Source organism: Reinekea sp. (assembly GCF_046710285.1).
Lineage (GTDB): Bacteria > Pseudomonadota > Gammaproteobacteria > Pseudomonadales > Natronospirillaceae > Reinekea.
This window is the reverse complement of record NZ_JBKEGY010000011.1, coordinates 84698-110917: the sequence shown is the minus strand read 5'-3', so window position 1 is coordinate 110917 and position 26220 is coordinate 84698. Positions and strand designations below refer to the sequence as shown.

26 protein-coding genes are annotated in these 26220 nt (G+C 42.3%); 9 read left to right on the top strand and 17 right to left on the bottom strand.

The window, feature by feature from the left end; all coding sequences use genetic code 11:
* Window positions 1-58 precede the first annotated feature (58 nt).
* Window positions 59-784, top strand: coding sequence for a pyridoxine 5'-phosphate synthase (locus ACI882_RS09830; RefSeq protein ID WP_411744730.1), 726 nt, complete (start codon window positions 59-61; stop codon window positions 782-784).
* Window position 785: 1 nt separating this feature from the next.
* On the opposite strand, the gene ACI882_RS09825 is transcribed toward ACI882_RS09830, so the two are convergent.
* The 3 genes from ACI882_RS09825 to ACI882_RS09815 all read right to left on the bottom strand — a co-directional run bounded on the left by ACI882_RS09825 (window position 786) and on the right by ACI882_RS09815 (window position 5808).
* Window positions 786-3845, bottom strand: coding sequence for a beta-galactosidase (locus ACI882_RS09825; RefSeq protein WP_411744729.1), 3060 nt, complete (start codon window positions 3843-3845; stop codon window positions 786-788).
* Between the two features lie 112 nt (window positions 3846-3957).
* Window positions 3958-5118 carry an MFS transporter gene (locus ACI882_RS09820; RefSeq protein ID WP_411744728.1) on the bottom strand — a complete coding sequence of 387 codons (1161 nt, stop codon included), beginning with the start codon at window positions 5116-5118 and terminating at the stop codon, window positions 3958-3960.
* A 66-nt stretch (window positions 5119-5184) separates the two neighbouring features.
* Window positions 5185-5808 (bottom strand): LysE family translocator, encoded by a 624-nt coding sequence (locus ACI882_RS09815; RefSeq protein WP_411744727.1) that lies wholly within the window; start codon window positions 5806-5808, stop codon window positions 5185-5187.
* A 118-nt stretch (window positions 5809-5926) separates the two neighbouring features.
* Here ACI882_RS09815 and ACI882_RS09810 point away from each other — a divergent pair, with 118 nt between their 5' ends.
* A complete protein-coding gene (locus tag ACI882_RS09810; RefSeq protein WP_411744726.1) occupies window positions 5927-6568 on the top strand; it encodes a hypothetical protein in 642 nt (213 codons plus the stop codon).
* Window positions 6569-6653: 85 nt separating this feature from the next.
* On the opposite strand, the gene ACI882_RS09805 is transcribed toward ACI882_RS09810, so the two are convergent.
* From ACI882_RS09805 to ACI882_RS09795, 3 genes are read right to left on the bottom strand one after another with little or no spacing between them, the layout of a single operon-like run.
* Window positions 6654-8231: a WG repeat-containing protein gene (locus ACI882_RS09805; RefSeq protein WP_411746717.1), complete on the bottom strand. Its 1578-nt coding sequence runs from the start codon at window positions 8229-8231 to the stop codon at window positions 6654-6656.
* A 20-nt stretch (window positions 8232-8251) separates the two neighbouring features.
* Complete coding sequence (locus ACI882_RS09800) at window positions 8252-8965, bottom strand: hypothetical protein (RefSeq protein ID WP_411746716.1); 714 nt, start codon at window positions 8963-8965, stop codon at window positions 8252-8254.
* A 12-nt stretch (window positions 8966-8977) separates the two neighbouring features.
* On the bottom strand, window positions 8978-9352 hold the full coding sequence (locus ACI882_RS09795) for a hypothetical protein (RefSeq protein ID WP_411743157.1): 375 nt from the start codon (window positions 9350-9352) through the stop codon (window positions 8978-8980).
* 309 nt (window positions 9353-9661) lie between these two features.
* On the opposite strand from ACI882_RS09795, the gene ACI882_RS09790 reads away from it, so the two are divergent.
* Window positions 9662-10249 carry a hypothetical protein gene (locus ACI882_RS09790; protein ID WP_411743156.1) on the top strand — a complete coding sequence of 196 codons (588 nt, stop codon included), beginning with the start codon at window positions 9662-9664 and terminating at the stop codon, window positions 10247-10249.
* Here ACI882_RS09790 and ACI882_RS09785 read toward each other — a convergent pair.
* From ACI882_RS09785 to ACI882_RS09765, 5 genes are all read right to left on the bottom strand, one after another.
* A complete protein-coding gene (locus ACI882_RS09785) occupies window positions 10246-10878 on the bottom strand; it encodes a UPF0149 family protein (protein ID WP_411743155.1) in 633 nt (210 codons plus the stop codon). The genes ACI882_RS09790 and ACI882_RS09785 overlap by 4 nt on opposite strands.
* 2 nt (window positions 10879-10880) lie before the next feature.
* The gene (locus tag ACI882_RS09780; RefSeq protein ID WP_411743154.1) at window positions 10881-11177 is read right to left on the bottom strand and encodes a DUF1244 domain-containing protein; all 297 of its coding nucleotides are present in this window, start codon (window positions 11175-11177) and stop codon (window positions 10881-10883) included.
* Window positions 11178-11188: 11 nt separating this feature from the next.
* A complete protein-coding gene (locus ACI882_RS09775; RefSeq protein ID WP_411743153.1) occupies window positions 11189-11581 on the bottom strand; it encodes a translation initiation factor Sui1 in 393 nt (130 codons plus the stop codon).
* Window positions 11582-11643: 62 nt separating this feature from the next.
* The gene (locus ACI882_RS09770; RefSeq protein ID WP_411743152.1) at window positions 11644-12264 is read right to left on the bottom strand and encodes an FKBP-type peptidyl-prolyl cis-trans isomerase; all 621 of its coding nucleotides are present in this window, start codon (window positions 12262-12264) and stop codon (window positions 11644-11646) included.
* A gap of 54 nt (window positions 12265-12318) precedes the next feature.
* Window positions 12319-12963, bottom strand: coding sequence for a DsbA family oxidoreductase (locus tag ACI882_RS09765; RefSeq protein ID WP_411743151.1), 645 nt, complete (start codon window positions 12961-12963; stop codon window positions 12319-12321).
* Window positions 12964-13128: 165 nt separating this feature from the next.
* Here ACI882_RS09765 and ribA point away from each other — a divergent pair, with 165 nt between their 5' ends.
* Entirely contained in the window at window positions 13129-13737 is a 609-nt protein-coding gene (gene ribA / locus ACI882_RS09760; RefSeq protein WP_411743150.1) for a GTP cyclohydrolase II, read from the top strand.
* 130 nt (window positions 13738-13867) lie between these two features.
* On the top strand, window positions 13868-14767 hold the full coding sequence (locus ACI882_RS09755; RefSeq protein WP_411743149.1) for a lysophospholipase: 900 nt from the start codon (window positions 13868-13870) through the stop codon (window positions 14765-14767).
* Window positions 14768-14780: 13 nt separating this feature from the next.
* On the opposite strand, the gene mutT is transcribed toward ACI882_RS09755, so the two are convergent.
* The 5 genes from mutT to rpmH all read right to left on the bottom strand — a co-directional run bounded on the left by mutT (window position 14781) and on the right by rpmH (window position 18974).
* Window positions 14781-15173 (bottom strand): 8-oxo-dGTP diphosphatase MutT, encoded by a 393-nt coding sequence (gene mutT, locus ACI882_RS09750; RefSeq protein WP_411743148.1) that lies wholly within the window; start codon window positions 15171-15173, stop codon window positions 14781-14783.
* Between the two features lie 40 nt (window positions 15174-15213).
* Window positions 15214-16578 (bottom strand): tRNA uridine-5-carboxymethylaminomethyl(34) synthesis GTPase MnmE, encoded by a 1365-nt coding sequence (gene mnmE / locus ACI882_RS09745; RefSeq protein ID WP_411743147.1) that lies wholly within the window; start codon window positions 16576-16578, stop codon window positions 15214-15216.
* An 88-nt stretch (window positions 16579-16666) separates the two neighbouring features.
* Window positions 16667-18337 carry a membrane protein insertase YidC gene (gene yidC, locus ACI882_RS09740; protein WP_411743146.1) on the bottom strand — a complete coding sequence of 557 codons (1671 nt, stop codon included), beginning with the start codon at window positions 18335-18337 and terminating at the stop codon, window positions 16667-16669.
* A 101-nt stretch (window positions 18338-18438) separates the two neighbouring features.
* The gene (rnpA, locus tag ACI882_RS09735) at window positions 18439-18822 is read right to left on the bottom strand and encodes a ribonuclease P protein component (RefSeq protein ID WP_411746682.1); all 384 of its coding nucleotides are present in this window, start codon (window positions 18820-18822) and stop codon (window positions 18439-18441) included.
* Between the two features lie 17 nt (window positions 18823-18839).
* A complete protein-coding gene (rpmH, locus tag ACI882_RS09730; protein WP_411743144.1) occupies window positions 18840-18974 on the bottom strand; it encodes a 50S ribosomal protein L34 in 135 nt (44 codons plus the stop codon).
* 537 nt (window positions 18975-19511) lie between these two features.
* Between rpmH and dnaA the strand changes: the two genes are divergently transcribed.
* The 4 genes from dnaA to gyrB are packed head-to-tail and all read left to right on the top strand — an operon-like array spanning window position 19512 to window position 25610.
* Window positions 19512-20951, top strand: a complete 1440-nt coding sequence (dnaA, locus tag ACI882_RS09725) for a chromosomal replication initiator protein DnaA (protein ID WP_411743143.1) — start codon at window positions 19512-19514, stop codon at window positions 20949-20951.
* A 22-nt stretch (window positions 20952-20973) separates the two neighbouring features.
* The gene (gene dnaN, locus ACI882_RS09720; RefSeq protein WP_411743160.1) at window positions 20974-22080 is read left to right on the top strand and encodes a DNA polymerase III subunit beta; all 1107 of its coding nucleotides are present in this window, start codon (window positions 20974-20976) and stop codon (window positions 22078-22080) included.
* A gap of 18 nt (window positions 22081-22098) precedes the next feature.
* Entirely contained in the window at window positions 22099-23196 is a 1098-nt protein-coding gene (recF, locus tag ACI882_RS09715) for a DNA replication/repair protein RecF (RefSeq protein ID WP_411743142.1), read from the top strand.
* Window positions 23193-25610: a DNA topoisomerase (ATP-hydrolyzing) subunit B gene (gyrB, locus tag ACI882_RS09710; RefSeq protein WP_411743141.1), complete on the top strand. Its 2418-nt coding sequence runs from the start codon at window positions 23193-23195 to the stop codon at window positions 25608-25610. The genes recF and gyrB overlap by 4 nt, the downstream gene beginning before the upstream one ends.
* A 112-nt stretch (window positions 25611-25722) precedes the next feature.
* Here the strand turns inward: gyrB and ACI882_RS09705 are convergent, their stop codons facing one another.
* On the bottom strand, window positions 25723-26217 hold the full coding sequence (locus tag ACI882_RS09705) for an N-acetyltransferase family protein (RefSeq protein WP_411743140.1): 495 nt from the start codon (window positions 26215-26217) through the stop codon (window positions 25723-25725).
* Between the last annotated feature and the right edge of the window lie 3 nt (window positions 26218-26220).

The window sequence follows — 26220 nt, the reverse complement described above, 5'->3', positions numbered from 1 at the left end:
CCTGTCTCAGAAATTTCCTTACACTACACGGCAATATGGAACCCGAATAGGAAATAGCATGACCGAATTAAGCGTAAATGTGAATAAAATAGCGTTACTGCGTAACTCGCGTGGCCACGATGCGCCTAATGTTGTTGAGTTCGCTAAGAAATTTATTGAACAGGGTGTAACTGGTATTACTATTCACCCGCGACAAGATGAACGCCACATTACTCGACAAGACGCTCGTGATTTGGGTAACTTGATACGACCACTTGAAGGTGTTGAACTCAATATCGAAGGGTATCCAAGTGAAGAATTCCTACAACTCATAGAAGAAATTAGGCCCGATCAAACCACATTGGTTCCGGATGCGCCCGACCAGTTAACATCAGATCATGGTTTCGACTTTAAAACTAAAACAGACTACTTAGCGCCTATTTTAAAGCGCTTAAAAACTACCGGTACGCGTGTGGCGGTATTTTTAGACCCCGATATCGAGCAAGTAAAGTTGGCGGCACAGTCAGAGACGGATCGTATTGAGTTATACACTGAAGAATATGCGCGGACTTATAATCAGCCTAACCACCCAGAAGTTCATGCCCGTTATGCTCAAGCAGCAATTGAAGCGCAGAAACTAGGTTTAGGCGTAAATGCAGGCCATGATTTGAGCCTAGAAAACTTAGCTAAATTTGTCACCATTCCTGGAATTTTAGAAGTCTCTATTGGCCATGCACTGATTGTAGAGTGTTTAGAATTAGGCTTGCCGTCCGTGGCGCGCCGATACTTACATATTTGCCAGTAAGTTAACTAAATACAAGCTGATACCGGTACTGCGTATCGGTCAGCTTATATTCTTCATGAACACTCGGACTCCAAGAATCATCCCCGCCAATGCCCATATGCTTGTGATCCAAATGAACGGTCAACGCTGTTTCTGGCGTCAGCTCATTGGTGTGGCTCGCCTGCGCTAAACTGGCCTGACTAAAACGGCTGACACCCAGATGAAACAGGCCGTCTACCTTTAAGCTACCAATAGCAGCATGGCGCACATCACAGCGCAGGCCATTGCCAGTCGGGAAAATATAAGGTGTATGAAAATCGTCGATATTCGCCGAATATTGACCAATTAGCGTCGAATATAAGCGATCAGGATAGTTTTCATGTGGGCCACGGCCATACCAATCAATACTTGCATCGGTATTTGGCAACTGCATTTCAATGCCAACACGCGCTAAAGAAGGTAAGCCAAGACTCGGCGTCACTTGGACCTCTAACTGCCACTCTCCATTGCCATTAAAGGTGTACAACCAAGTGGTTTCAATCAAGGCGATTTCATCAGCCTTATAACGCTGAGTGACTAGAATTTTAACGGCGGCTCCAGAAGACAGTAATTCAACCGAAACACATTCACGCGTTAAGCGATCCAATCCGGCATGTTGCCATTGCACACTTGGGGCATTGGCGTCCATCGCATCGGCTTCACTGACGCCAATATCGTTGTCGTGTGGTGCTCGCCAAAAATTATCAACCGGTGCTGACGCTATTTGCGGTTGGCCGTCTTTGTGCCAACCCGTTAACAGCCCAGTCGATGAGTCAAGCGTCCACTGACTGTTGGTTGCCGATATCTGCCAGCTATCTGCCTGCACGATAGAAACATCTGAATCGACAGAAGCAACTGGGCTTGGCAAGCCAACTTTGGCAGGTATTGCAAATTGAGCTTGCGCACTGATATGCCCAGCTTTGCTCCAAGCGGTATCGGCAATGTGGCTGACGGTAATAGTTAAAAAGTACTCACAACCCAACTTCTGCTCAGGTAATTGTGCCGCAAGATCAAGGGATGCACTTGCATTAGCATCAATGTTTAGAGCGGCTTGTCCTGAAGAAATGACGGCGCCATCTTCTAACAGTTGCCAATTTAATTGTTCATTATCCGTTGCTCTAAACAGATATTCACTGGTCACTTTAATGGTCAGTGGTGTGACGTCTAACAATTTAAATTGCAAATGTTGTTGGCAAAACTTAGCCTCAAGTACTGTCGGATGAGGGCTACGGTCGGGAAACATTAAGCCATTAATACAAAACTGTCGGTCATTGGGTTCATCGCCGAAATCGCCACCATAAGCATAGAAGTGCTGCCCATCTGCATCGAACTGACTAATACCTTGATCAACCCAATCCCAAATGAACCCACCTTGTAAACGTGGGAACTCACGGAAGGCTTTCCAATATTTGTCAAACGATCCTAGGCTATTCCCCATCGCATGGGCATATTCACACAGTATCAATGGGCGAGTTTCATTAGGTAAGCCAATCCACTTTTTTATACCCCACTTAGGTACAGCAGGATGGGGAAGGTCATAATCAACTCGGGCATACATTGGACAAATAATGTCTGTTGCCGCTGTATCAGCACCGCCACCTTCGTATTGCACTGGGCGAGTTGAGTCTGCAGCTTTCACCCATTGATACATGGCGTGGTGGTTTTTACCCACACCCGATTCATTGCCTAAAGACCAAATAATCACCGAGGGGTGGTTTCGGTCTCGTAACACCAAACGAACAATGCGTTCCATGTAACTGTTTAGCCAAATAGGGTCTTCAGATAATCGCGATACTGGCGACATCCCATGAGTTTCAAGGTTAGCTTCATCAACCACCAGCAGACCATACTGGTCACAAAGGTCATAAAAGTCAGGGTGGTTTGGGTAATGCGCGGTGCGTACTGCATTAAAGTTATATTGTTTCATTAATATAACATCTTGTTCCATACCAGCTCTGGTCACAGCGTGGCCACGGGTTGCATCGTGTTCATGACGGTTAACTCCACGAATCAAAACCGCCTGACCGTTCAAACATAGCTGACCATTTTTAATCTCAACCGACCGGAAACCAACCTGCGTTGCTTCTGTATCCAGCACTTGTCCTTGTTCATTTATCAAAGAAAGTACCAGTCGATACAAATTAGGGCTTTCATCACTCCATTTTTTAGGCGCGTCTACAAAAACACGTTGCTGGCAAATTTCAGGGTAACCGCCCGCTTCATCGACCACCATAGAGCCCAGTGCTTGGTATGATGATACGACTAATTCGTCACCATCAAACAATTGCGCGTGCACGCTTAAGCCGTTTGCCAGTACGCCTTGAATACGGGTCTCAATCACTAAATGTGCATCGCGATAACAGGCATCTAATTCGGTTTGTACCCAATAATCTGCAACGGCCGTTTTTGGTTTAACTAATAAAGACACATCTCTGAATAGGCCACTTAGCCACCACATGTCTTGGTCTTCTAGGTAAGAGCCATCACTCCAACGCACAACCACTGCGGTAAGGGTGTTGGTTCCAGCAACGGCAACCTGACTAATATCAAACTCACTCGGCAAACGGCTGTCTTTACTCAGACCGACAAACTCTCCGTTACAGTAAACCGTTAACAAGGAGTTCGCGCCTTCAAAGGTCAGGCGTATCTGCTGGGATAAGTCTGCTTGGCTTAACTCGAATTGAGTTCGGTAGACACCGGTAGGGTTTTCAGCGGGAACAAATGGCGGGTTAACCTCAAATGGATATTGAACGTTGGTATAGATTGGTTTATCGAAGCCCTGTAGCTGCCAGTTTGCAGGTACTGCAATGGTACTAGGAAATACAAAGTTGGCTTCGGTCACTCCATTAGGAACGAGTTCAGGGCGAGCAAACAATGCAAACTGCCAATTACCATTTAGTAACCGACGTTGTGTTTGCTGCTGCTGGGCCTGTTGAACAGATTGATAACTATGCAACGGCGCATGCGCGGTGAGTGTGTTGATTTGCTGTACCGTTGGGTTTTCCCATGGCCGCGATGAAATAAAGTCACTAATCCTAATCATATCTGCCTCGATCTTATTGTAATTTTGAAAGCACCCATTCATTTGGTAACGTTTTCAAGGATTACAATAGGATAATAGCGACGACGCAGAATAGCAATTGCAGCAAAAGTACCTAACTCGGTATTTTAGTAGCGGTCGCCCGATTTAGACACACGATTGAAACTAAGGTCATTACGGCACAGGCAATAAAAATGCCTCGGATACCAAAAAACTGCGCCAAAACACCACCACCAAGAGCACCTGCTAAGCCGCCCATTCTTATAGCGTTGGTATAAAGCGTTGAAGCCATGCCCATTCGGCCTTTCATCAAGGCCTGGAAGACTGAGATGCCGAGGCCAGCCATGATGCCAATGAAAGCACCATTAAATATTTGCGCCAATAGCATTAGGGTTAAGCTCTGGCTAAAAAATACGATGATATAAAATACCGCACCCATCACCGCAGCAAATTTTAACGGTGAGAAAAGCGGCCAGTGATTAGCCCTCGCACCTGCGAATATCATCATTGGTATTTCTAAACCCGCGGCCAACCCCATTAATAACCCTGGTGCAATGGCTGCAAGATTGAGGTTTTCCTGAAGGTATATCGGCATATAAACAATATACATATTGTTTGCTGCAAAAACGGCTGCAATTGCAACTATAAGCCATTTTAGTCGGGGATCGGTTAGGGTGATTTCATTACTACGAACTTGCACAGGAGAGTCAGTAAAGCCACGCACTGAACCCAAGGTAATTAAAAATATGGCGGCACAGATAAAGGCTAATCCACGAAAACCAATAGTGGCGAACAAAAGGTACGCCAACGGTGGTCCAATAATCCAACTTAATGAAAAAGAAGCTCTGAGTAAGCTTTGAAAGAGCGTCGCATCTTCTTCAACAACTAGCTCACGAGCTAGTGCAAAAATTTGCGGCTGTATTGGCGAGACAGCAGCAAAAAGCGCAACACCCGCGAGCATCAGTAACACATAAGAACTGGCCATTCCCAGTGCAATCACAGCAAATAGCGACACGATTACACCAACTCGAATGATTTTCACACGACTGAGCCCGGTGTCAGATTGATTCGCCATCCACTGACTGACCGCTATAGCCGATAGGGTGTTGGTGGCAAAAATTATACCTATCCAAAACGGTTCAACACCTAAATTGAGCGCTAAATGCGTACTTAACACGGGCATAATTGATGCACCGGCCATGCCCATACCCAATGAAAGCAATAGCAGTCTTAGACGCAGTGAGTCTTTAAAGATTATCGAGAGTGGTTTAAACATAGTTGCCACTTAGTAGTTTTTTGATTGTGAAAAGTACCTGCTAGCAAAGATACACCGAGAATAGAGTTAACCGAGCGCTAACCAAAATGCGACGCCAATCATTAAGGTACCCGATATTCGATTTAGCAGTTTCACGTTAGACGATTTTGCTAACAATCGGCTCAGGGTTTGCCCACCACCGGCATATGACAGCAGCGCTATAAATTCAATTGTTAAAATCATAAATACCAACACACTTAATTGCATGGGTAAGGGCAGGGAGTCGTCAATGAAGGGTGGTAAAAGCACCATAAAAAAAGCCCAACCTTTAGGGTTGGCTATCGCGGTGACAAAACCTTGCGTTATTAAGGTTTTAGGTGACACATTGTTTTGAACATTAGCTTCACTTGGAATGGCCATTTTCCCTTTAGAGCGCCACATTTGAAGCCCTAACCAGCCTAAATATAGCCCACCAAGCCATTTAAAAGCGGTAAATATAACCGGCGCTCCTAGCATGATGGCGGCAACGCCGACGACCGCGCAAATCGCCACGATACCTACGCCAACCAATTCACCCAGCATCATCCACAAAGCTCGTTTAACCCCAACTGTTATCCCTAATGTCATGGATAAGGTCATGCACATGCCTGGTGTAAAGGACACAAACAAAAACGTCGGCACGAAAGCGACTATCAACGCCCAATTTAACATTTTATTCCTTAGTAAATAATGAGACCTATTTAAGGTTAGTGCGCATACTCACTGTGCTACACTTGAATCAAATTAAACTAAACACCACGCCGTAAGGCTACGTTGAGGAGAACCCACTATGAGTTTTAATGTTCCACGAATAGTATCGCTTATTGCCCTGACGGGTGCTGCTTCATTCAGTTTAGCCGATGTTGGCGTTCTCGATAAATACGATTGCCATAAACACCAGCAAACCAAACAATATCATTGTCATGGTGATGCCGACAATGCCAAATTGGGTGGCTTTATTGTAAGTGCAGGTGCCAGTACTCAAGTATGGTCTGTGGGCAATAACAGTGTTTACTTACTTGCTGGTGCTGGCGTCACGGGTGAATATACACATATGTGGTATGCCGTGACCGCATCTTACTATGGTAAATATTTGTTAACGGAAGATTTAGAAGCCAATGAATCCGTTTTACAAACCGGCTGGGACGCAGGCGTTAAAGTAGGTCCGGGGGTTGGTCGACTAGGTACCAAAAATTATTTACTCGCAGGTTGGAGCGGTTCGACTTTAACTAATAGCAATGACAATACAACCGCTGAGTTAGGTGGCTATTACGTTGGTGTTGGTACGGGTTATAACTGGCCTACAATGAGTCTAGATATTAACGTTGTTTACAATGACCCAACAAAAGCCAATGCTTATGTAGAGGATACCCAATCTGAAAGCGTAGCTTACGATTTGGGTGTAAAAGTTAGCTTAGGTGCTCGTTTATAAACGTACCAAGTTGTTATAAAAAAGGTGCTGCTAAGTTTTACCGCACCTTTTCTATTAAGTCTCATCCAACAATCTAGCTTTTTAGCTATAAATCTACAACCACCCACTGGTTATTTTTCAGCACGTTTATCTGCTTTAACGATAGGTATTTTAATTCATCATATTCGATCGGCAGTAGCAGGCTGTTACTTTGTGGGTTTATAACGCCCCATTTATCATTTTGTTTGACTAACGCAAATGCACTGCTGATTATATCGATCGATTGATACTCAATTGGCAACAAGACTTTAGCCTCAGCATTCACCACCCCCCATCGCACACCTTGTTTAACGGCTAAGGTATCACTGAACTCTGCTCTGACATCATCATATATTGGCGCAGCAATAATCGACTTGTTTTGCGCTAATATGCCAAGCTTGCCAATGTTATCTGGTTTTTCACCTTTTGGGTTTGTACTACCCAATTCAACAAATTCGTTACCTTGTAAATCTATAAAGTAATGAAATGTTTGAGTGGGTACATTTCGGTCAGGTGAAAAAACAAATGTCTCAGTTCTAAAAAAACCATTTTCTGCATAATGAATACGGCTGTACTTTGGCTCAATAACATATTGACCCGTGGTATCAATAAGGCCATTAAATCGACTATTGAGCGGTCCAGCTAATGCTAAAACCTTATCTAAGCCTTCATAAGAACGAAATGGTTCAATATCGTCAAAGCTATAATCGGTTAAAAAGGTGCCTGTTTTATCCATCAATGCAACTTTTCGATTACTTTTAGGTGGGTAAACAATAGAAACTCCGTGATTAAATATTCCCCCACGATGATCACTAAAAGGAATCACAATATTGCCAGTCACATCAAAAAATGCGGTTTCTCGCTCAGTATCAACTCTGATCAAGCCTTCTGATACTTCAAATACATTTCGATAAATAGGAGGAATAACGATGCTGCCATCTTGATTGATTAGCCCGCTCTGTTTATTTTTTGTCACAATGGCTAGGCCATCTTTGAATTTACCAATGTCGTCATAGGTGGCGTTTTCCAACCAGCCTGAACTAGCCGAAAACAAGCTTTCTTTAGATCCTAAGCTTTCCTGATAGTGAAAGTAATCGACGTTGTATAAGTTGATATCCTCTAAATAAGTGATATTAAAAAATTCGGGTTCAATCACAAATCTGCCAGATCGATCAATTAACCCTTCACGACTTTTGTATCGCACTTGTTGAGTTCCATGTTGATCACCGTAGGGGATACGGGTTTCAACAATGGCTAATTGGTCCTCACCGAATTTATTAATATCGTCGTAAAGCGCCTCAAGAATTATCTCACCTTGAGAATTAATCAAACCTAATAGGCCTTCCGAACTCTCAACCTCAGCCATACCATAGCCATCAAAGCTACCTATTCGCTTAAAGCCTTGTTCATTAAGCAAGTTACCATCCAAGTCGGTAATAAAGTACAGGCCCTCATTTTTAACAACTAGGCCCCAAGGGTGCTTTTTGGTGATTTGATCGTAGCTATAATAAAGATCAGATTTGCTGGCGATAATTTTATATTCTTTAAGAAGCGCATTCACTTTGCTTGAATCCATATCTTTTACAAAGACGGCGATTAGACCAGCCATTAAAGTGAGCACGACTACTATTGCTATTTTTTTCATAAGATTAAATTCAACGTCTTTTAAGTCTGGGTTAAAATTGAAATGGTGTAGTTGTCTGTCGAGCCAGAAATCACACAGGGGTACAGCGTTCCAGGTTGATACCGACTAATCTCGTCTCGTGCTAACTCATAAACAAGGCTGGCTTTCTTGCCTTGAAACTCACCACCATGCAGTTCGCCGAGTAATTCAAACGAATTTTTACTCACCTCAAATCTTGGGGTTATTTCTAATAGCTTAAACAAGGTATCTGATTGAGCAATACTGGAACTTTCTTGAATCATTTGGTCGAAAAAATCTAAATAGGCATTCTGTTTATTTTTAGAGTCATAAACGACGGTCATGTCGCTTCCTCTATTGACCGGCGTGCTCACCACACGATTATCAACTTCAAAAACTCGCTTATGATCTGCGTAAATGACTTCAATATTTGTATGGGTCAAGCCTTGGGTTAGTTGCAAAACTCGCCCAGTCACCTTAATCGGCTTACCTTTAATCTTTCTTTGATTCAACATTGTATGAATAGAGCTTGGGATACTCATTAATATTGGTAAAACAACTAAAAATGAAACGGCAATCATGCCAATTAAGCCACCAAAAGCTGGGCCTGGGTTATCAATTAAAAAATTGATAAAGCCAAGGTCGATAATCGATTCTGGGGATATCTCAAGAAACATGAAGTACAACAATGCGAGAGTGAGTACGACCGAAATTAATATGCCAGATATATAAATCACCACTTAGCTTCCTTATTCGAGAAAATTGACGTATGCAACATCTGGTTTTTTTGCATTATATTTAACTTCAATAATATCGCCGGGCGACACATCGTGAATAAAGTTTGGCGGCAAGTTTTGAAATTCTTTGACGGTATCTAGATAGGCGATTTCGGCGTTATGCAACGGCTGATGTTGGCCACCCAAAAAAGTACCATTCGCTCGAATTGATAGTACTTTGCCTTTTGTTATGGTTTTGCACTGGCGTTCTTTGATTTCTTTGGATAACAGCTGCCAAGCTAAATAAATACTGAACCCACCTCCGATCAACCAAGAGGGCGATTGGGCAAAAGCCATGACAATAGAAAGCAATGCCATCCCTAGTACGATAAATCCATAAGTTCTCATAGGTTTCCTTTCACGAACGTTTGGGGCTGCAATATACAGAAAGTTACAATTGAAATGCAGAAGTTTTTAGTCATTCTTTTACTTTATTCGTAATTAGCCGATTTTTTGCCACTAATATATGATTTTCGCTACCTGTTTATGATATTTGATTTTCAACCTTTTAGTTTTGTCTAGTAATTCAAAAGCTTTCTGGTAGCCTTTTAGAGATTACTTAAATTAACAAACCAGACGATGAGTTTCAGTGAATCAGGTTCTAGCATTAGGTAGGGTAATAGTTAACTTATGAAAAACCTCTGTAAGGCCGCGATATTGTATTTCGTAGCTACCACCGCTTGGTCGAGCCCTGGTGCTATTGATCAATACGGCTGTCACCGAGACAAGGCGAATGTTTATCACTGCCATGGTGATTTAACACAAGCAAAACGAATTCATACTTTATTGGGGGTTGGCCTCAAATCAACTAATTGGTTTTACTCGGACGGGCCGGCTAATATTTTTATTGGGCCGAGTTTAGAAACCGAACTAGCCTTCGATGCCGTCGCAATACGTACTGGTTGGACATACCAACCGCTTTTCTTTGCCGCGAAAGACTATTCTTTGTCTGGTTGGGATATGGGTGTAAAAATCGGCAAGGGTCTATCAAGATTAGGCAAACATGGGTTTCTAGAGGTAGGTTACTTTCATAATCAATTCAAACAAGCCAACGGTAATGTAAATTTGCTAAATGGCTACCAACTTGGCGCAGGCTTTATTTTCAATAAAGAAAACTGGTCTTTTGATGGTAAGTTTTTATTTCGCGATGCCTCAAGCTTAAGTGATTATTGGAATAACGAGATAAATATTCCAACTAAAGTCGCCGACTATAGTTTTTCGATAGGCGCTTATCGTCGCTTTTAATGCAGCGACGATGTGTCTACTTCAACCGCCATTCCCAAGCGAACATGTAAGTCTGCTGCTTTTGGGAAGTTTGCCAACACCTGATCAGCTAATTGCTCAGGTCGTAATTTTGATTTTTTAACTTTCAAAAATTGCTTAGCATTGTCAGTACTGGCAAAAAAGCTCAACGCAAAAACCTGAGAAGTTAGTTCTTTTTGCAGTTCATTGGGTATTTTTACTGACCATATCGACGAAATTCTATCGTATCCTGCGCTAAAACCCTGACTAAAACTATTTAAATCACTGGCTGGCTTTAAGCCATCTAGAGAATCGGTCGACTCAGGTAAGCTATACTTTTGTGAGACCATACGCTTTTTCAAATGCATTTGATAAGAAATAAGCAAGTTGACCGCGGCAGCGGCTTTTTCGTCATCAGGCAGTTGTACTAAAGGTAGTAATTCACCCAACCAATCGGTGGGTGATACAGCCGCTGGTGCACTACAAATTGCAAATAAGTAACCATTGATAGTGTGTAAGTTAGCGTGTAAATCACTGGTGATGACTCGGTCAGTTTCTTTTAGCTGGTTAAACCGACGAGAAAACTCATCTAAACATTCACGGTAACTGTAACTGCTAGCCCATTGGCTCATGTTTAATCCTTTGGCTTATTAACGTCAAACGCGGCTTGTTGGTCTGCGTTCGCAGGCGTTTGGTATTGTGCTTTCCACTGAGCATAGGGCATGCCGTAAATAATTTCACGAGCGGTATCGGAATCTAATTCTATGCCTTTGTCTTTCGCTGCAGCGGCATACCACTTAGATAAGCAATTACGACAAAAACCAGCAAGATTCATTAAATCTATGTTCTGCACATCTTTTCGTTCGTCTAAATGGGCGAGTAAGCGGCGAAATGCAGCGGCTTCTAGTTCAGTTTGAGTTTGCTTATCCATAGTGTTCCTTATTAACCACCGGCTTTTTTTACCGTATAGCCAAGTTTCTTCAGTTCTTCTAGTAACAGATCTCTAAAATCGCCCTGAATTTCAATAACACCCTCTTTTACAGTGCCACCGGTACCACAGCGAGTTTTTAGTGTTTTTGCAAGAGCTTTAAGATCACTAGGTGCCAGCAACACACCTTCAATTAGGGTGACGCCTTTACCTTTACGACCCTTAGTTTCACGTCTTAGTCGCACTATACCATCGCCTTCGGGTACAACGTCACTCGAGCATTGACATTGCTCGACAGGTTGGTCGCAATTTGGGCAAATACGACCTTGCTCAGTGCTATAGACACGCGAGCTGCCACCAAAAAGTGAATCTAAATCTGACAGTGAAGTGGGTTTTTTATTAGCCATTTACTCATCCAGCGAACAAAAAATATTCAGCCAGGCAACATACCCAGCTGAATTTATGATTATTAAACGATGTCTAATAATTCAACTTCAAACACAAGTGCTTGGTAAGGGCCAATTGCAGCACCTGCGCCTTGTGGACCATAGGCTAAGTGATGAGGAATAAATAACTTCCACTTATCGCCAGGCACCATCAATTGTAGGGCTTCTGTCCAGCCTGCAATAACACCGTTAACTGCAAATTCAATTGGTTGACCACGATCTACAGAACTGTCGAAAACGTCGCCAGATATTAAGGTTCCATGGTAGTGAGTCTTCACTTTAGAGTTAACTGCAGGCTTTGTACCTGATGCATCACCAGAATTAATTACTTCATACTGAAGGCCAGATTCTGTAATAGTTACTTCTTCACGCTTTGCGTTTTCAGCTAAGAAAGCTTCGCCATCTTTAGCCAGTTCTTTCTCTTTTATTGCTTGAGCTTTAGTCATTTCTTCACGAATAACATCATAAGCTTTTTGCATGTCCATTGGGTTTACTGGATCGGCAACACCAGAAAAAGCTTCTCTTACGCCTTCTGCAACGGCTTCGATATCTAGTCCTTCAAACGGCTGCTCTAGTAACTGGCTACCCATTTGACGGCCAATGCCGTAGCTGACTTGTAGTTGTGGCGTATCATATTTAGACATAATTATTCCAATCGGTTAATGAATTTGCTTGGTAAAAAAGTGGCGCGCAGTTTATCACAATTCTTCGGCAATTTGAGTCAAGGCCTGCTTAAAAGCCTCGACTGGTTGACCGCCAGAAATAGCGTATTTATCGTTAATGATAAAAGTTGGCACTGAAGAGACACCCATCTGGTGCATCTTATTTTGTTCTTCACGTACTGTTTGCTTAAGATCGTCGCTGTTTAACAGCTGCTCAGCCTGTTCTGGGTCTAGGCCAACTGATTTAACGATATCCAGCAACGCCTTGTGCTCATTTAGCGGCAAATTGTCGGTAAAGTGAGCTTTAAAAAGCGCTAGCTTCAGATCTGTCTGCTTATCAAAATCTTTTGCCCAAGTTAATAAACGATGGCAGTCAAAACTATTAATCATGCGCATCTGCTCAGAGAACTGGAAATCAAATCCCGACTCTTTGCCACGCTCAATAATATTTTGGCGGTTTTGATCACTTTGTTGTTCAGTGATGCCATATTTTTCCATGAGATGTTCACGCATATCTTGACCATCTATGGGCATATCCGGGTTCAATTCAAACGCATGCCATTCAATACTGGCTTCTAACTGCTCATTAAGTTGACCTAGAGCCGAGTCAAGATTGTTATAGCCCACAACACACCAAGGGCACATCACATCAGAGACAATATCAATTTTTAGCTTTTTCAAGTTAATTCCTTATCTTCATGACCTCTGCATTTAGAGAAAACATCAAAGTCACATTCTATTTACCATTGTAAATGCGTGCAGAAACCTAAAATACAAGCCGTTTGCTGTTTTAATGCGCTAAACTTGCCCCCATATAAACGTTTCTAGCCATTATTGAGAAATCGCATGTCAGTAAAAGTCCGTGCTAATGTTCCCGTGCCATTAACAGAAAAAGCCATCGAAACCCGTTTTATCAGTTTCGCAGGGTTTTCTGATGACAAAGAGCACATTGCTATTTTGTACGGAGATCCCGCTAGTCAGTCATCTCCATTGGTACGCATTCATTCGGAATGTTTAACCGGCGATGTATTCGGCTCGCAACGCTGCGATTGCGGTGATCAACTGCACGAAGCCCAACGGCTAATGAATGTAGAAGGCGGTATTTTATTGTACTTGCGCCAAGAAGGCCGTGGCATTGGCTTATATAACAAATTAGATGCTTACGCCTTGCAAGATAAGGGTATCGATACCTATATGGCCAATGAAATGCTCGGCTTTGCCCACGATTTACGTGATTTTAAACCCGCAATAGACATGCTTAAAAGCCTCGACATAAACAGTGTCCGATTGCTTTCCAATAATCCACATAAAGCCGATGAGCTTGAAACTGCTGGAATTATAGTAAGTGAACGAGTAGAAACCGGTGTATATGTGAATAAGTATAATGCCGACTATCTAAAAGCAAAGGTAGACCAGCAAGAACACCGTATTAACTTAGAAGATAACGACAATTAAAAGAATTTAATAGAAGTTATAATATTCTGTTTTGTGGATAACTATGTACATAACCACTTCATAACCAGCGGTATATCCTATGATTAAGCCGTGATAAGCTGGGTATAAGTATTAATTTGAGGATAAGCTGGTGCAGTATTTAGAAGAATTTTTGGTTGCCGCCGATGGTCATGAAATTCCTGTTCGTTTGTGGCGCCCTGAACCATGCCAGCAACTCTTGGTCATATCCCATGGTATGGCGGAATATTGCGAACGTTATGCACCCTTAGCGGAATATCTTACCGAGCATCAAATAGCGGTTATCGCGCTTAACCACCGTGGACACGGTATGGATTGCCCAGATGATCAACTGGGTCATTACGCCGATGACCAAGGCTGGCAAAAAGTAATCTCTGATTTACACCAAGTTATTGAGTATGGTCGAGCACAGACTCCTAACGTACCGGTAAGTTTATTTGGCCACAGTATGGGGTCTTTTATTAGTCAGGCGTACATACAACAGCATGTTGAGGGCATAAATAATGTCATTCTCAGCGCCACGAATCGTATTGATCGTCCAAAAATAATCGCCTCAAAAATTCTAATTTCTACAATAATGGCCTTTAGAGGTAAGCGTGCGACCAGTTCGTTTGTCACCAACAGGGCATTCGGGCCTTTTAACGCCAAGTTCAAGCCAAATAGAACAAAATTTGATTGGTTATCTCGTGATAACGACATGGTTGATGAATATATCGCTGATCCTTATTGCGGTTTTGATTGCAGTCTAGGCTTATGGATCGATTTCCTTTCCGGAATGCTAACTATTTCACCAAGTAAATGGCCTGATACGCTTAATATTCACCTGTTATCGGGAACATCTGACCCTGTTGGCGATATGGGGTCCGGAGTTGAAAAGCTCGCCAAACAAATTAAAGCCGCCAGTAAAAACTTAGTAACGCTCAAACTTTATCCTGAAGGGCGACATGAAATAACCAATGAAACCAATCGCCAGGAAGTTTGGGATGATATTTTGGCCATCTTAAGCAAATAAGTCGGCCTTATAATTATTGCACCAATAAACGCCTAATTTCTTCAACAATGGGTTCATCGGCGGGTGCCCATTGCACGCTATTTAGGTCATTCACCGCTAACCAGGTCAATTCATCATGGTCTTTAAGCTGAATATTACCCGAATAGTCTGTTACCCAATAAGCATGTAGTTCAACTATTTTAGTGGCATAGCGATGTTTGGTTTTCATTAAAAATGGTCCGATCGTCGCCGATATTGCAAGTTCTTCGGCTAATTCGCGCTTTAAACACTGTTCTGGCGATTCACTTTCTTCAATCTTACCACCCGGAAATTCCCAATAACCGGCCAAATGACGACCCGGAGCTCGACGAGCTGCAAATATTTTCTGATCACTCACTAAAATTGCTGCACTGACTTGCAAGGCCATATTAAGAAAACTCGCTTTTTGTATTTATGTCTGAGTGTTTTTACTTACCTATACAAAAACTACCAAATATTCGACCCAATAAATCATCAGAGCTAAATTCACCGGTAATTTCATTTAGAGAGTTTTGCGCAACACGAAGATCTTCGGCTAAAAGTTCACCGGCGGCAGGGCCTAATAGTTGTGCTAATCCATTATTGAGCGCATCTTGAGCAACATTAAGCGCATCAAGGTGACGTTTACGCGCAATAAAGCCAGATTCATGTTGACCTTCAAAGCCCATTAATTTTTTTAAGTGATCGCGTAAAGCGTCTATACCCAATTCTTTGTCAGCCGATATTCTCACCACGGGATGACCGTTTTTAATCTTAGTTATCCCTGCAAGCTCGGCCGTTTTATCTATTTTGTTACGAATGACCGTCATTCGCGCATCAACTGGCAGACGATGCATAAAGTCTGGCCAAATTATTTCAGGGTCTGTGGCGTCGGTATCGCTAGCATCAACCATCAGCAATATGCGATCAGCCCGTTCTATTTCTTGCCAGGCGCGTTCTACCCCAATGCGTTCAACCTCATCAGGTGCATCTCGTAAGCCTGCGGTATCAATTATATGCAACGGCATGCCATCAAGGTGTATGTGCTCTTTGAGGACGTCACGGGTTGTTCCAGCGATGTCAGTGACAATTGCTCGCTCTTGACCTGCTAGGGCATTCATTAGGCTAGACTTGCCCGCATTCGGCCGGCCGGCGATAACTACCGACATACCTTCGCGCATTAAGCTGCCTTGATTGGCTGTTTTTAATACCTGTAACAATTGCGCCATCACCGTTCTTAGATCGGATTCAACTTTACCATCGGACAAAAAGTCGATTTCTTCTTCAGGGAAATCAATGGCAGCTTCAACATAAATTCGTAATTGAATAAGCTGCTCAACTAAAGAATGAACTTGCTTAGAAAAATCGCCCTGTAATGAACGCACCGCAGATCTAGCCGCCTCTTTTGAGCTGGCATCAATTAGATCGGCAATCGCTTCGGCTTGGGTTAAATCAATTTTGTCATTTAAAAAAGCACGTTCTGAAAATTCCCCTGGCCGCGCGAGTCGAGCGCCAAGCGTAACAACACGTTCAAGTAATAATTCTAAAATGACTGGGCCGCCGTGTCCTTGTAATTCAATTACGTCTTCACCAGTAAATGAGTTAGGACCAGGAAAATAAAGCGCGATACCTTCATCTAGGGTTTTACCTTGATCGTCTAAAAACGGACCGTACTGAGCGAAACGTGGTTTAGGCAATGTGGGTAATATACTTTTAGCAATAGCCGCCGCTTTAGGTCCAGAAATTCGAATAATGCCAACTCCACCACGACCAGGAGGCGTTGCGACGGCTGCAATTGTCTGAGCGCTATTCATTATATAAACCTTTTAAAAGCTTTAAACACAAAAAAGGCAGAGTTTAGTCTGCCTTTTCATTTAACTCACTAAACATTTAATTTAGTCGTTATTTTGCTTTAGCGTCTGCCTTAGCAACACTTCTATTCACATAGTACTGCTGACCAATGGTCGATAAGTTATTCACAAACCAGTAAAGCGTAAGACCCGCTGGGAACCAAAGGAACATGAAGGTAAACATAATTGGCATCATCTTCATGATCTTAGCTTGCATAGGATCCATCGTCGGTTGCTGCTGCATCTGCATTTGGAAGAACATAGACGCGCCCATTAATAACGGTAAGACGAAAAACGGGTCTTTAACCGACATATCAACAATCCAGAAAATAAACGGTGACTGGCGAAGCTCAACTGACTCCATCAATACCCAGTACAACGCGATGAAGACCGGCATTTGCACTAGCATTGGCAAACAACCGCCGAGTGGATTCAGCTTTTCTTTCTGATAAAGCTTCATCATTTCTTGGCTCATCTTCTGACGATCATCGCCATACATATCGCGCATTTCTTGAATTTTCGGTGCGAATTTCTTCATTTTCGCCATAGAGCGGTATGAAGAAGCTGTTAACGGGTATAGAACCATTTTAATAGACAAGGTCATTAATACGATAGCCCAACCCCAGTTACCCACTAAACCGTGAATAAATTGAAGTAATTTAAAAATAGGCTGAGCAATCCACCATAACCAGCCGTAATCGACTGTCTTTTCTAAGTTTGGTGCAATCAGTTCTAACGAGTCTTGATCTTTAGGACCAACATAAAGTTGTGTTGCCGTAGAACCTTGCTCTCCTGGACCTAAAACTAAGGTAGGCGCTTGATAACCTGCATAATATTGGCCGTTTTTACCCTGTTGAGCGTAGTAGTTATTTGTATCGTTAGCCGCAGGCACAAATGCAGATAGGAAGTAATGTTGAAGAATGGCTACCCAACCACCGGTACTGGTTTCAGTGAAACGGTCTTTTTCAAGGTCTTTAAATTTAACCTTGTTGTAGGCTTCATTCGTAGTTGAAAAGGTTGTACCCAAGTATGAGCGCATACCAATGCCGCCGGTAGAGCTAGGATCACCACTGTTGTCGCGGCGCAATTGCGCGAATAAATTTAAGCGAACGGTAGCAGTTGTTTTATTTTCAACTTCATAGCGGATATCCATCAAGTACGAATCTTTAGTGATTCGATAAATCTTGTTAACCACTAAACCTGAATCTGTAACATGAGTTAACACCACATCTAAGGTATCACCGGTTAAGTTATATTCAGATTTTTCAGCGGTATATTTAGCGCGCGACTTAGTATCAATGCCGTCTTCACCGACCAAACCCGACTGAGCAATATAGGTACGATTTACATTTTCTAAAATCGCAAAAGGTACGTCAGGCGTATTTATATTCGCTGGATACTTTGGTAAGCCCGTGTAAACCACGTCGCCGCCGTTTAAATCAACTTGAATCACAAGTTCATCAGAACGAATAGTGACTAAATCGGTAATTGCACCGGCTGTAGTGACTGCAGGTGTCTCGTTTGAAACAGTATTGCCCTGAGGGATATCGGTTGCAATGTCGTCGCTTACAAGCGCACTGACACTGTTGTCACCAACAATAACCGCTTGAGGTATGTCTGTTGCACTGGGTTCAACTCCAGAATAGTCCTTAGACCATTGTAGAATCATTAAATAAGAAACAACGGCCAATGCAGCCATGATAGAAATACGACGAACATCCATTATTTAGGTTCCAATGTTGGAAAATGCCCTTAATAGGCGTTTTTACGATTAAAAAAGCGTCGAAATAGTACCGTCCAAGCTTCACTATTGCCAGCCAGAAATCAGGTTTTTAGGTTTTTAACGGCGCGTTTTGTTAATTTTTGAAATTGCTTCTCGATAAGCTCATGCAATTGGGCATCTGAAAGATCAGATAATCCTTTGCGACCCATAAAAATAATGTCGAGACTAGGCAACTTGGCTTGATTCAGCCGAAAATAATTTCGCGTAAAACGCTTGATGCGATTGCGATCAGTCGCGTTCTTAACATTTTTCTTGGAAATGATGAACCCAAGACGTGGTTCACTTTGATTGGCTTTTGCAAGCAAGAGGCAAGTAGGACTAGGCGCTTTTACATCGACCTGGTCGAAAACCGTTCGGAAATCGCTTGCAGTCAGCAAACGTAAACTGCGTGGAAATCCGAACGACTTTTCAGACACTGGGCTCATTCACTCTAAATTAAGAATTATGCGCTCAGTACCGCACGTCCACGTGCACGACGACGTGCTAGGATTTTACGGCCATTTTTTGTTGCCATACGAGCACGGAAACCGTGGCTACGCTTACGTTTGAGGGTACTTGGTTGAAATGTACGTTTCATGTTCACGATCTCTTTTGGTTCGCCATCGCCCATTGGATGGCTTTAGTGTTCTCTGATCAACCTCACAAATTATAAAGATTGATCGGCTAAAATTAGGATGGCGGATTCTAAAGACTTTAGTTCAGTAAATCAATGATGTTTTTTTGATCATGGTGATGATTCTGGTTTTACTGAGTTTGGTTAATTAATTATTAAGTATATTTATATTATTATGTTTTTAGTTTTATAGTTATTGTTACTTATTGGTAAAGCCAGTTTCTGTGGATAGATTGCTATAAAGTAATAGATTAGATGCTTACAGCGATTTATAACCTTGTCTATAAAGACCCTATAAGTTGGGAATTGAGAAGGTTAAACCCGTGGATAACTAGGCGTTTTATGCACAGATATTTACTCACATTTATGCGCACAGGGTTATGAACAACCTTATACGCCTAGTTTTCCACAGCTTTTATCCACAAATATCTGTAATAAGGGTAGCGATGCCTAGGCGGGTTAGCTAAAATATGCGGCCGTTTTGATTGAATTGGAGTAGAGGTGCACGAGTCCCTTTGGCAGCAATGCTTAGAGCAACTACAAAATGAGCTGCCTTCACACCAATTTAATACTTGGTTGCGTCCTTTGACGTTATCAGACAGCGCAACTTTTACTGTCATGGCGCCAAACCGCTTTATAGCTAATTGGGTGCGCGATAAATATATTCAACGTATTCAAACAATTTTAGAGACCTTGGGTTTTAGTGAAGCTATAGAAGTAGAAATAGTGAATGGTCAGGGTAAAAAACCAGTTGTTGCTAGTCAGCGTAATACGGTGTCAGTAAAACCAACAGCAAGAAGCGAGTTAAAACCAGCCGCTGAGGTGCCTAGTGTAACCACAGCACGAACCCCTGTAGATGAACGTAAGGCTAAAGAGGTTCAAGTACAAACCACAGGCTCTAAGCGAGGTAAGGGTAAAGTACAAAGCTATTTAAACCCGTCCTTTACGTTTAAATCGTTTGTGGAAGGCAAATCAAACCAGCTTGCTTTAGCGGCCAGTCAACAAATTGCTGAAAACGTTGGGGGTGCTTATAATCCACTCTTTATATATGGTGGTGTAGGTTTAGGTAAAACGCACTTAATGCAGGCAATTGGTAATCATATTATTGATCAAAATCCAGCTGCAAAAGTAGTCTATCTACATTCTGAGCGTTTCGTTGCCGATATGGTTAAAGCGTTGCAACTTAATGCGATGCCAGAATTTAAAAAGTTTTATCGAAGTTTAGATGCTTTGTTAATTGATGATATTCAGTTTTTTGCCAAGAAAGACCGCTCACAAGAAGAGTTTTTTCATACCTTTAACGCGTTATTAGAAGGTAACCAACAAGTTATTTTAACTTGTGATCGTTTTCCAAAAGAAATTGAAGGTCTAGAAGATAGGTTAAAATCACGATTCGGCTGGGGGCTAACGGTAGCTGTAGAGCCGCCAGATCTTGAAACTCGTGTCGCTATTTTAATGAAAAAAGCCGAAGAGCAAAAAGTTAAGCTACCAGGTGAAGCTGCATTTTTTATTGCACAACGTATTAGATCAAACGTTCGGGAATTAGAAGGCGCCTTAAAACGAGTCAGTGCTAATGCCCGATTTACAGGCTCGGCTATTAATACGCCATTTGTAAAAGAAGCGTTAAAAGACTTATTGGCACTGCAAGATAAGCAGGTCAGTATTGAAAATATTCAGCGTACCGTAGCCGAATATTACAAAATTAAGATTTCGGATTTACACAGCAAGCGGCGCAGTCGCAGTATTGCACGGCCAAGACAAGTTGCTATGGCGCTCTCTAAAGAGCTAACTCAGCACAGTTTGCCTGAAATTGGTGAGGCTTTTGGCGGTAGAGATCACACGACAGTGTTACATGCATGTCGAAAAGTAAAAGAATTACGTGAAACCAATCAAGATATACGAGAAGATTACAGTAATTTACATCGAACTTTGACCACTTAATAAAGATGGAACGAACCTAATGATTCAATTTTCCCTCGCTCGAGAACAACTGATTAAACCTCTGCAACTGGTCAGTGGTGTAGTTGAAAAACGTCAGACATTACCTGTCCTCTCTAACGTGTTGTTAGAAGTTGAGGCCAATATGCTTTCATTAACCGGTACTGATTTAGAAGTTGAATTGGTTGGCCGTGTTGAATTGTCTGAACCGTCGACAGAGGGTGCGATTACTGTACCTGCAAAGAAATTCCTTGATATCGTTCGTTCGTTACCTGATGACGCCATTATTAGTCTGCAGCAAAACGAAGAGCGCGTTCAAGTAGTTAGCGGGCGTAGCAAGTTCACTTTATCATCGCTACCTGCCTCTGAGTTCCCAAATATAGAGAACGATACAGAAGCAGAAGAGTATCAATTGCCACAAAAAGTAGTTGCTAAATTAATTGATGCAACATCTTTTGCAATGGCTCAGCAAGATGTTCGCTACTATCTTAATGGTATGTTGGTTGAGTTTCATAATAGTCAGGTTCGAACTGTTTCAACCGATGGTCACCGGCTAGCGATGAGCGCTCGACACATTGATGGCTTGAATGTAACTGAACGTAAGCAAGTTATTGTACCCCGTAAGGGTATTTTGGAACTTAACCGATTGTTAGAAGATGACGACAGTACGGTGCAGATTAACCTAAGTTCGACACATTTAAGAGCAACTACACCTACTTTTAGTTTTACAACTAAGTTAGTTGATGGCAAGTTCCCAGATTATGAACGTGTTATTCCACGTGGTGGTGATAAAGAAATGGTTGGTGATCGCCAGGTGCTAAAATCTATTTTTAGTCGAGCGGCTATTTTATCTAATGAAAAATATCGCGGCGTTCGCATGTCTTTAACTGAAGGTAACTTAGTTGTTAAAGCAAATAACCCAGAGCAAGAAGAAGCTGAAGTTGCAGTCGAAGTAGATTACAGCGGCCCAGATATCGAAGTAGGCTTTAACGTTAGTTACTTGTTAGATGTGCTAAATGTTATCAACGGTGATCAAGTTCGTTTCGTTATGGCTGACGCTAACTCAAGTTCGCTAGTGACCGATTTTGACGATGATGCATCACAGTATGTTGTGATGCCAATGCGTCTATAGCGTAAAGACGAACGATTCGTGTCAATCGACACAATATCAATCCAGGGTGTTCGCAATCTTGTCAGCACCCAGTTGTCTCTGTCTCCTAAGGTTAATATCTTTTACGGTCTAAACGGAGCTGGTAAAACCTCTTTGCTAGAAAGCATCCATTTGTTGGCTATGGCCCGTTCTTTTCGCCTCACACGCACTCGAACGGTTGTGAGTCATGAATTGGAAGAGCTTCTCATATCTGCGAAAGATTCTCTAATAGGGCAGTTAGCTGTGCGTCGTACGGCGAAGGGGCAGATACAAATACGGCATAATGGTCAGTCTCTTGCTGGTTTGGCTGAATTAGTACACCAAAAGCCTCTACAGTTGATTGATTCCAGTAGTTTTTTGCTTTTAGAGGGATCTCCGAGCGATCGTCGGCAGTTTTTAGACTGGGGTGTTTTTCATCAGTTTCCAGAGTTTCATTTAGATTGGCAAAAGCTTCAAAAAAGCCTGAAAAACCGGAACTCTTTGCTCCGATCTGGTAAACTATCCCGCTCTGAGATGGAAGTTTGGGAGCGCGAATACTTAAGTTGTTCAGAACGGATAGATCAGTGCAGAAAACGCTATTTAGAAGGCTTTGTGCCGTGTTTTCATGAAGTGTTGGCAGCGTTAATAGATTTACCCGAACTGCGAATTCATTATTATCGAGGCTGGGATAAATCTAAGCCTTTAGATGAAATACTTGAACATCAAAGAGAACGCGATCAAAAGTTGGGTTATACCCAGTCAGGTCCTCAACGAGCTGACATGAGAATTAAAACCGGCAAGCTTAACGCAGCAGATGTGTTATCTAGAGGCCAGCAAAAATTGGTAGTCTGTGCGTTAAAAATTGCCCAAAGTTTGTATCTGCAAAAACAGCAAGATAGACCAACAACGTTTTTATTGGATGACTTGCCAGCAGAATTAGATCAAAACCATATTCAGAAATTGGGTGCGTTAATGGAGAGCCTAGAAGGCCAAGTGTTTATGACTTGTGTTGATCCAGCGCCACTCAGTAAATTTTGGAATAAGCCTGAACAAGTAAAAATGTTTCACGTGGAACATGGCGCAGTGATTGACACTGCAGTCAATGGAGATCAAGAATGAGTGATAATTACGATTCCTCGAGTATTAAAGTACTGAAAGGATTGGATGCAGTAAGAAAACGACCTGGTATGTATATTGGTGACACCGACGATGGCACTGGATTACATCACATGGTCTTCGAGGTTGTTGATAACTCTATCGATGAGGCGCTTGCTGGTCACTGTAGTGAAATTTCCGTCATCATTCATCCGGATGAATCAATAAGCGTTGAAGATAACGGCCGTGGTATTCCGACAGAGCCCATGCCTGAAGAGGGCGGTAAATCCGCCGCAGAAGTTATTTTGACGGTATTGCATGCGGGCGGTAAGTTCGATGATAACTCTTATAAAGTATCTGGCGGTCTTCACGGCGTTGGCGTTTCGGTAGTAAACGCTCTATCTGCAGAATTAAAGATGACTATTCGACGCGAAGGTAAGGTGCATGAGCAGCTGTATCGTCATGGTGTCCCTGTTGCGCCTTTAAAGGTAGTTGGAGAATCAGAGTCAACGGGCACGAAAGTTACATTTATGCCTTCAGATGAGACTTTCGGCAATATTGAATATTCTTTCGACATTCTAGCAAAACGTCTTCGTGAGTTAAGTTTCTTAAACTCAGGTGTTGCAATTCGTCTTAAGGATGAGCGCTCTGGCAATGAAGAGTTTTTCCATTATGAAGGTGGTTTGAAAGCATTTGTTGTTTATCTAAACCAAAATAAAACGACAATTAACGAAGTATTCCATTTCAACTTTGAACGCCCTGAAGACGGAATTGCTGTTGAAGTTGCTTTGCAATGGAACGACAGCTATCAAGAAAATATATTTTGCTATACCAATAATATTCCTCAACGTGATGGCGGTTCGCACCTAGCGGGCTTCCGTGCTGCATTGACTCGAACGCTTAATGGTTATATTACTCAAGAAAATGTTCAAAAGAAGCAGAAGGTTGCGACTACCGGTGATGATGCACGTGAAGGTTTAACGGCCATTATCTCTGTTAAAGTGCCAGATCCAAAATTTAGTTCTCAGACTAAAGATAAGCTCGTTTCTTCAGAAGTTAAGCCAGCGGTTGAGCAAGAGATGGGTCGAGTATTTGCAGAATACTTGATGGAGCATCCAAATGAAGCCAAAGTTATTGTTGGTAAGATGATTGATGCGGCTCGCGCACGTGAAGCAGCTCGTAACGCTCGTGATATGACACGTCGTAAAGGTGCGCTCGATATTGCCGGTCTACCGGGTAAACTAGCTGATTGCCAGGAAAAAGACCCTGCACTCTCTGAATTGTACTTAGTGGAAGGGGACTCTGCTGGCGGATCTGCCAAGCAAGGGCGTGCACGTAAGACACAAGCTATCTTACCGTTAAAAGGTAAAATTCTTAACGTAGAAAAAGCACGTTTCGACAAAATGTTGCAATCACAAGAAGTAGGTACCCTAATTAAAGCACTAGGGTGTGGTATTGGCCGTGAAGAATTTAGTGTCGAAAAGCTACGTTATCATAGCATTATAATTATGACCGATGCTGACGTTGATGGTTCGCACATTCGAACCTTGCTGTTAACTTTCTTTTTCCGTCAAATGCCGGAATTGATCGAAAATGGCCATATCTATATCGCTCAGCCTCCTTTGTATAAAATTAAGAAGGGCAAGCAAGAGACTTATATCAAAGACGAACCCTCTCTTGAGCAATTCTTAATGGCTCAGGCCTTAGAAGGTACAACCTTATATGTAAACGAATCTGCTCCGGGCATTGGCGAAGTTCAGCTAGAGGCTTTAGTGACACAATATAAGGCTGTTTTAGCGCGCATAGCTAAGATGAGCCGTGTTTATCCTCGACCGGTTCTTGAGCAGCTTATTTACATGCCTAAGTTGGCAGCAGAGCAGTTAGGTGACCAAGAAGCCGTTGCTAGCTGGTGTGATGATTTAAGTGAATCTTTAGTTAACCTAAGCTCTGGTGCTGCTGAGTATCAGGTTCTAATTGAAGAAGACAAAGAACGTCATATTTTCTTACCGAAGATACAGGCTACCGCACATGGATTAAGCACCGATTATCCTATTTCACACAATTTCTTCGAAAGTAACGATTACAAGCTAATTGTTGAGTTGGGCGAAGTACTGCAAGGTCTTATAGAAGATGGCGCTTATATCGCACGCGGCGAAAAGAAACACGAAGTTAGTACATTTGAAGAAGTTATCGACTGGTTAATGGGTGAAGCGAAACGCGGCTACCAGATTCAACGCTATAAAGGGTTGGGTGAAATGAACCCAGAACAGCTATGGGAAACCACGATGGACCCAGAAGCTCGTCGGATGTTGAAGGTGACTATTGAAGACGCTGTGGCGGCCGATCAGATATTTACAACGCTGATGGGTGATGATGTTGAGCCAAGACGTGCGTTTATCGAATCTAACGCTCTGATGGTGTCTAACTTAGACTACTAAAAAATACTTACATTAAGTTAAAAGCCCGTTTATCTAATAACACGGGCTTTTTTTTGGTCATAAGAAAGTTATTTCTAATTAGCAGCAATTGTTCCACGTGAAACAAAGTTTACTAAAACTTCTTTTCCATCCAAAGCACTGAATGGTACTTCCCGAACTTTCGGCCCGCTTCATTTAATATCCCCACCTCATAAAAGCCCAATTTTTTGTGTAAGGCAACAGATGCTTCATTTGGCAACGTAATTAGGGAATGTGCCCTATGAACGTCTTCATTGGCCAGTCGTTCGAAAAGTGTTTCATACAATAGGCTGCCTAAACCTGATTTATTGTAGCTAGGGCAGCGATAGACACTGACTTCAATTGAGGTGTCGTAAGCAGCTTTTGGTCGCAAAGCACTAGAGTTTGCATAACCTACAACGCGCCCATCAATTTCAGCTACCACACACTGGTGTCGACCTGTATTTTTAAACTGACTAAACCAAGGTTTGCGTGTTTCGACAGTATAAGCTGTTGTATCAAAAGTGACGGCAGTTTTTTTTATAAAAGGGTTTAAGATATCTACGATAGAGCTGTAGTCTTTTTTATCGATAGGACGGATTATTAGCATAAG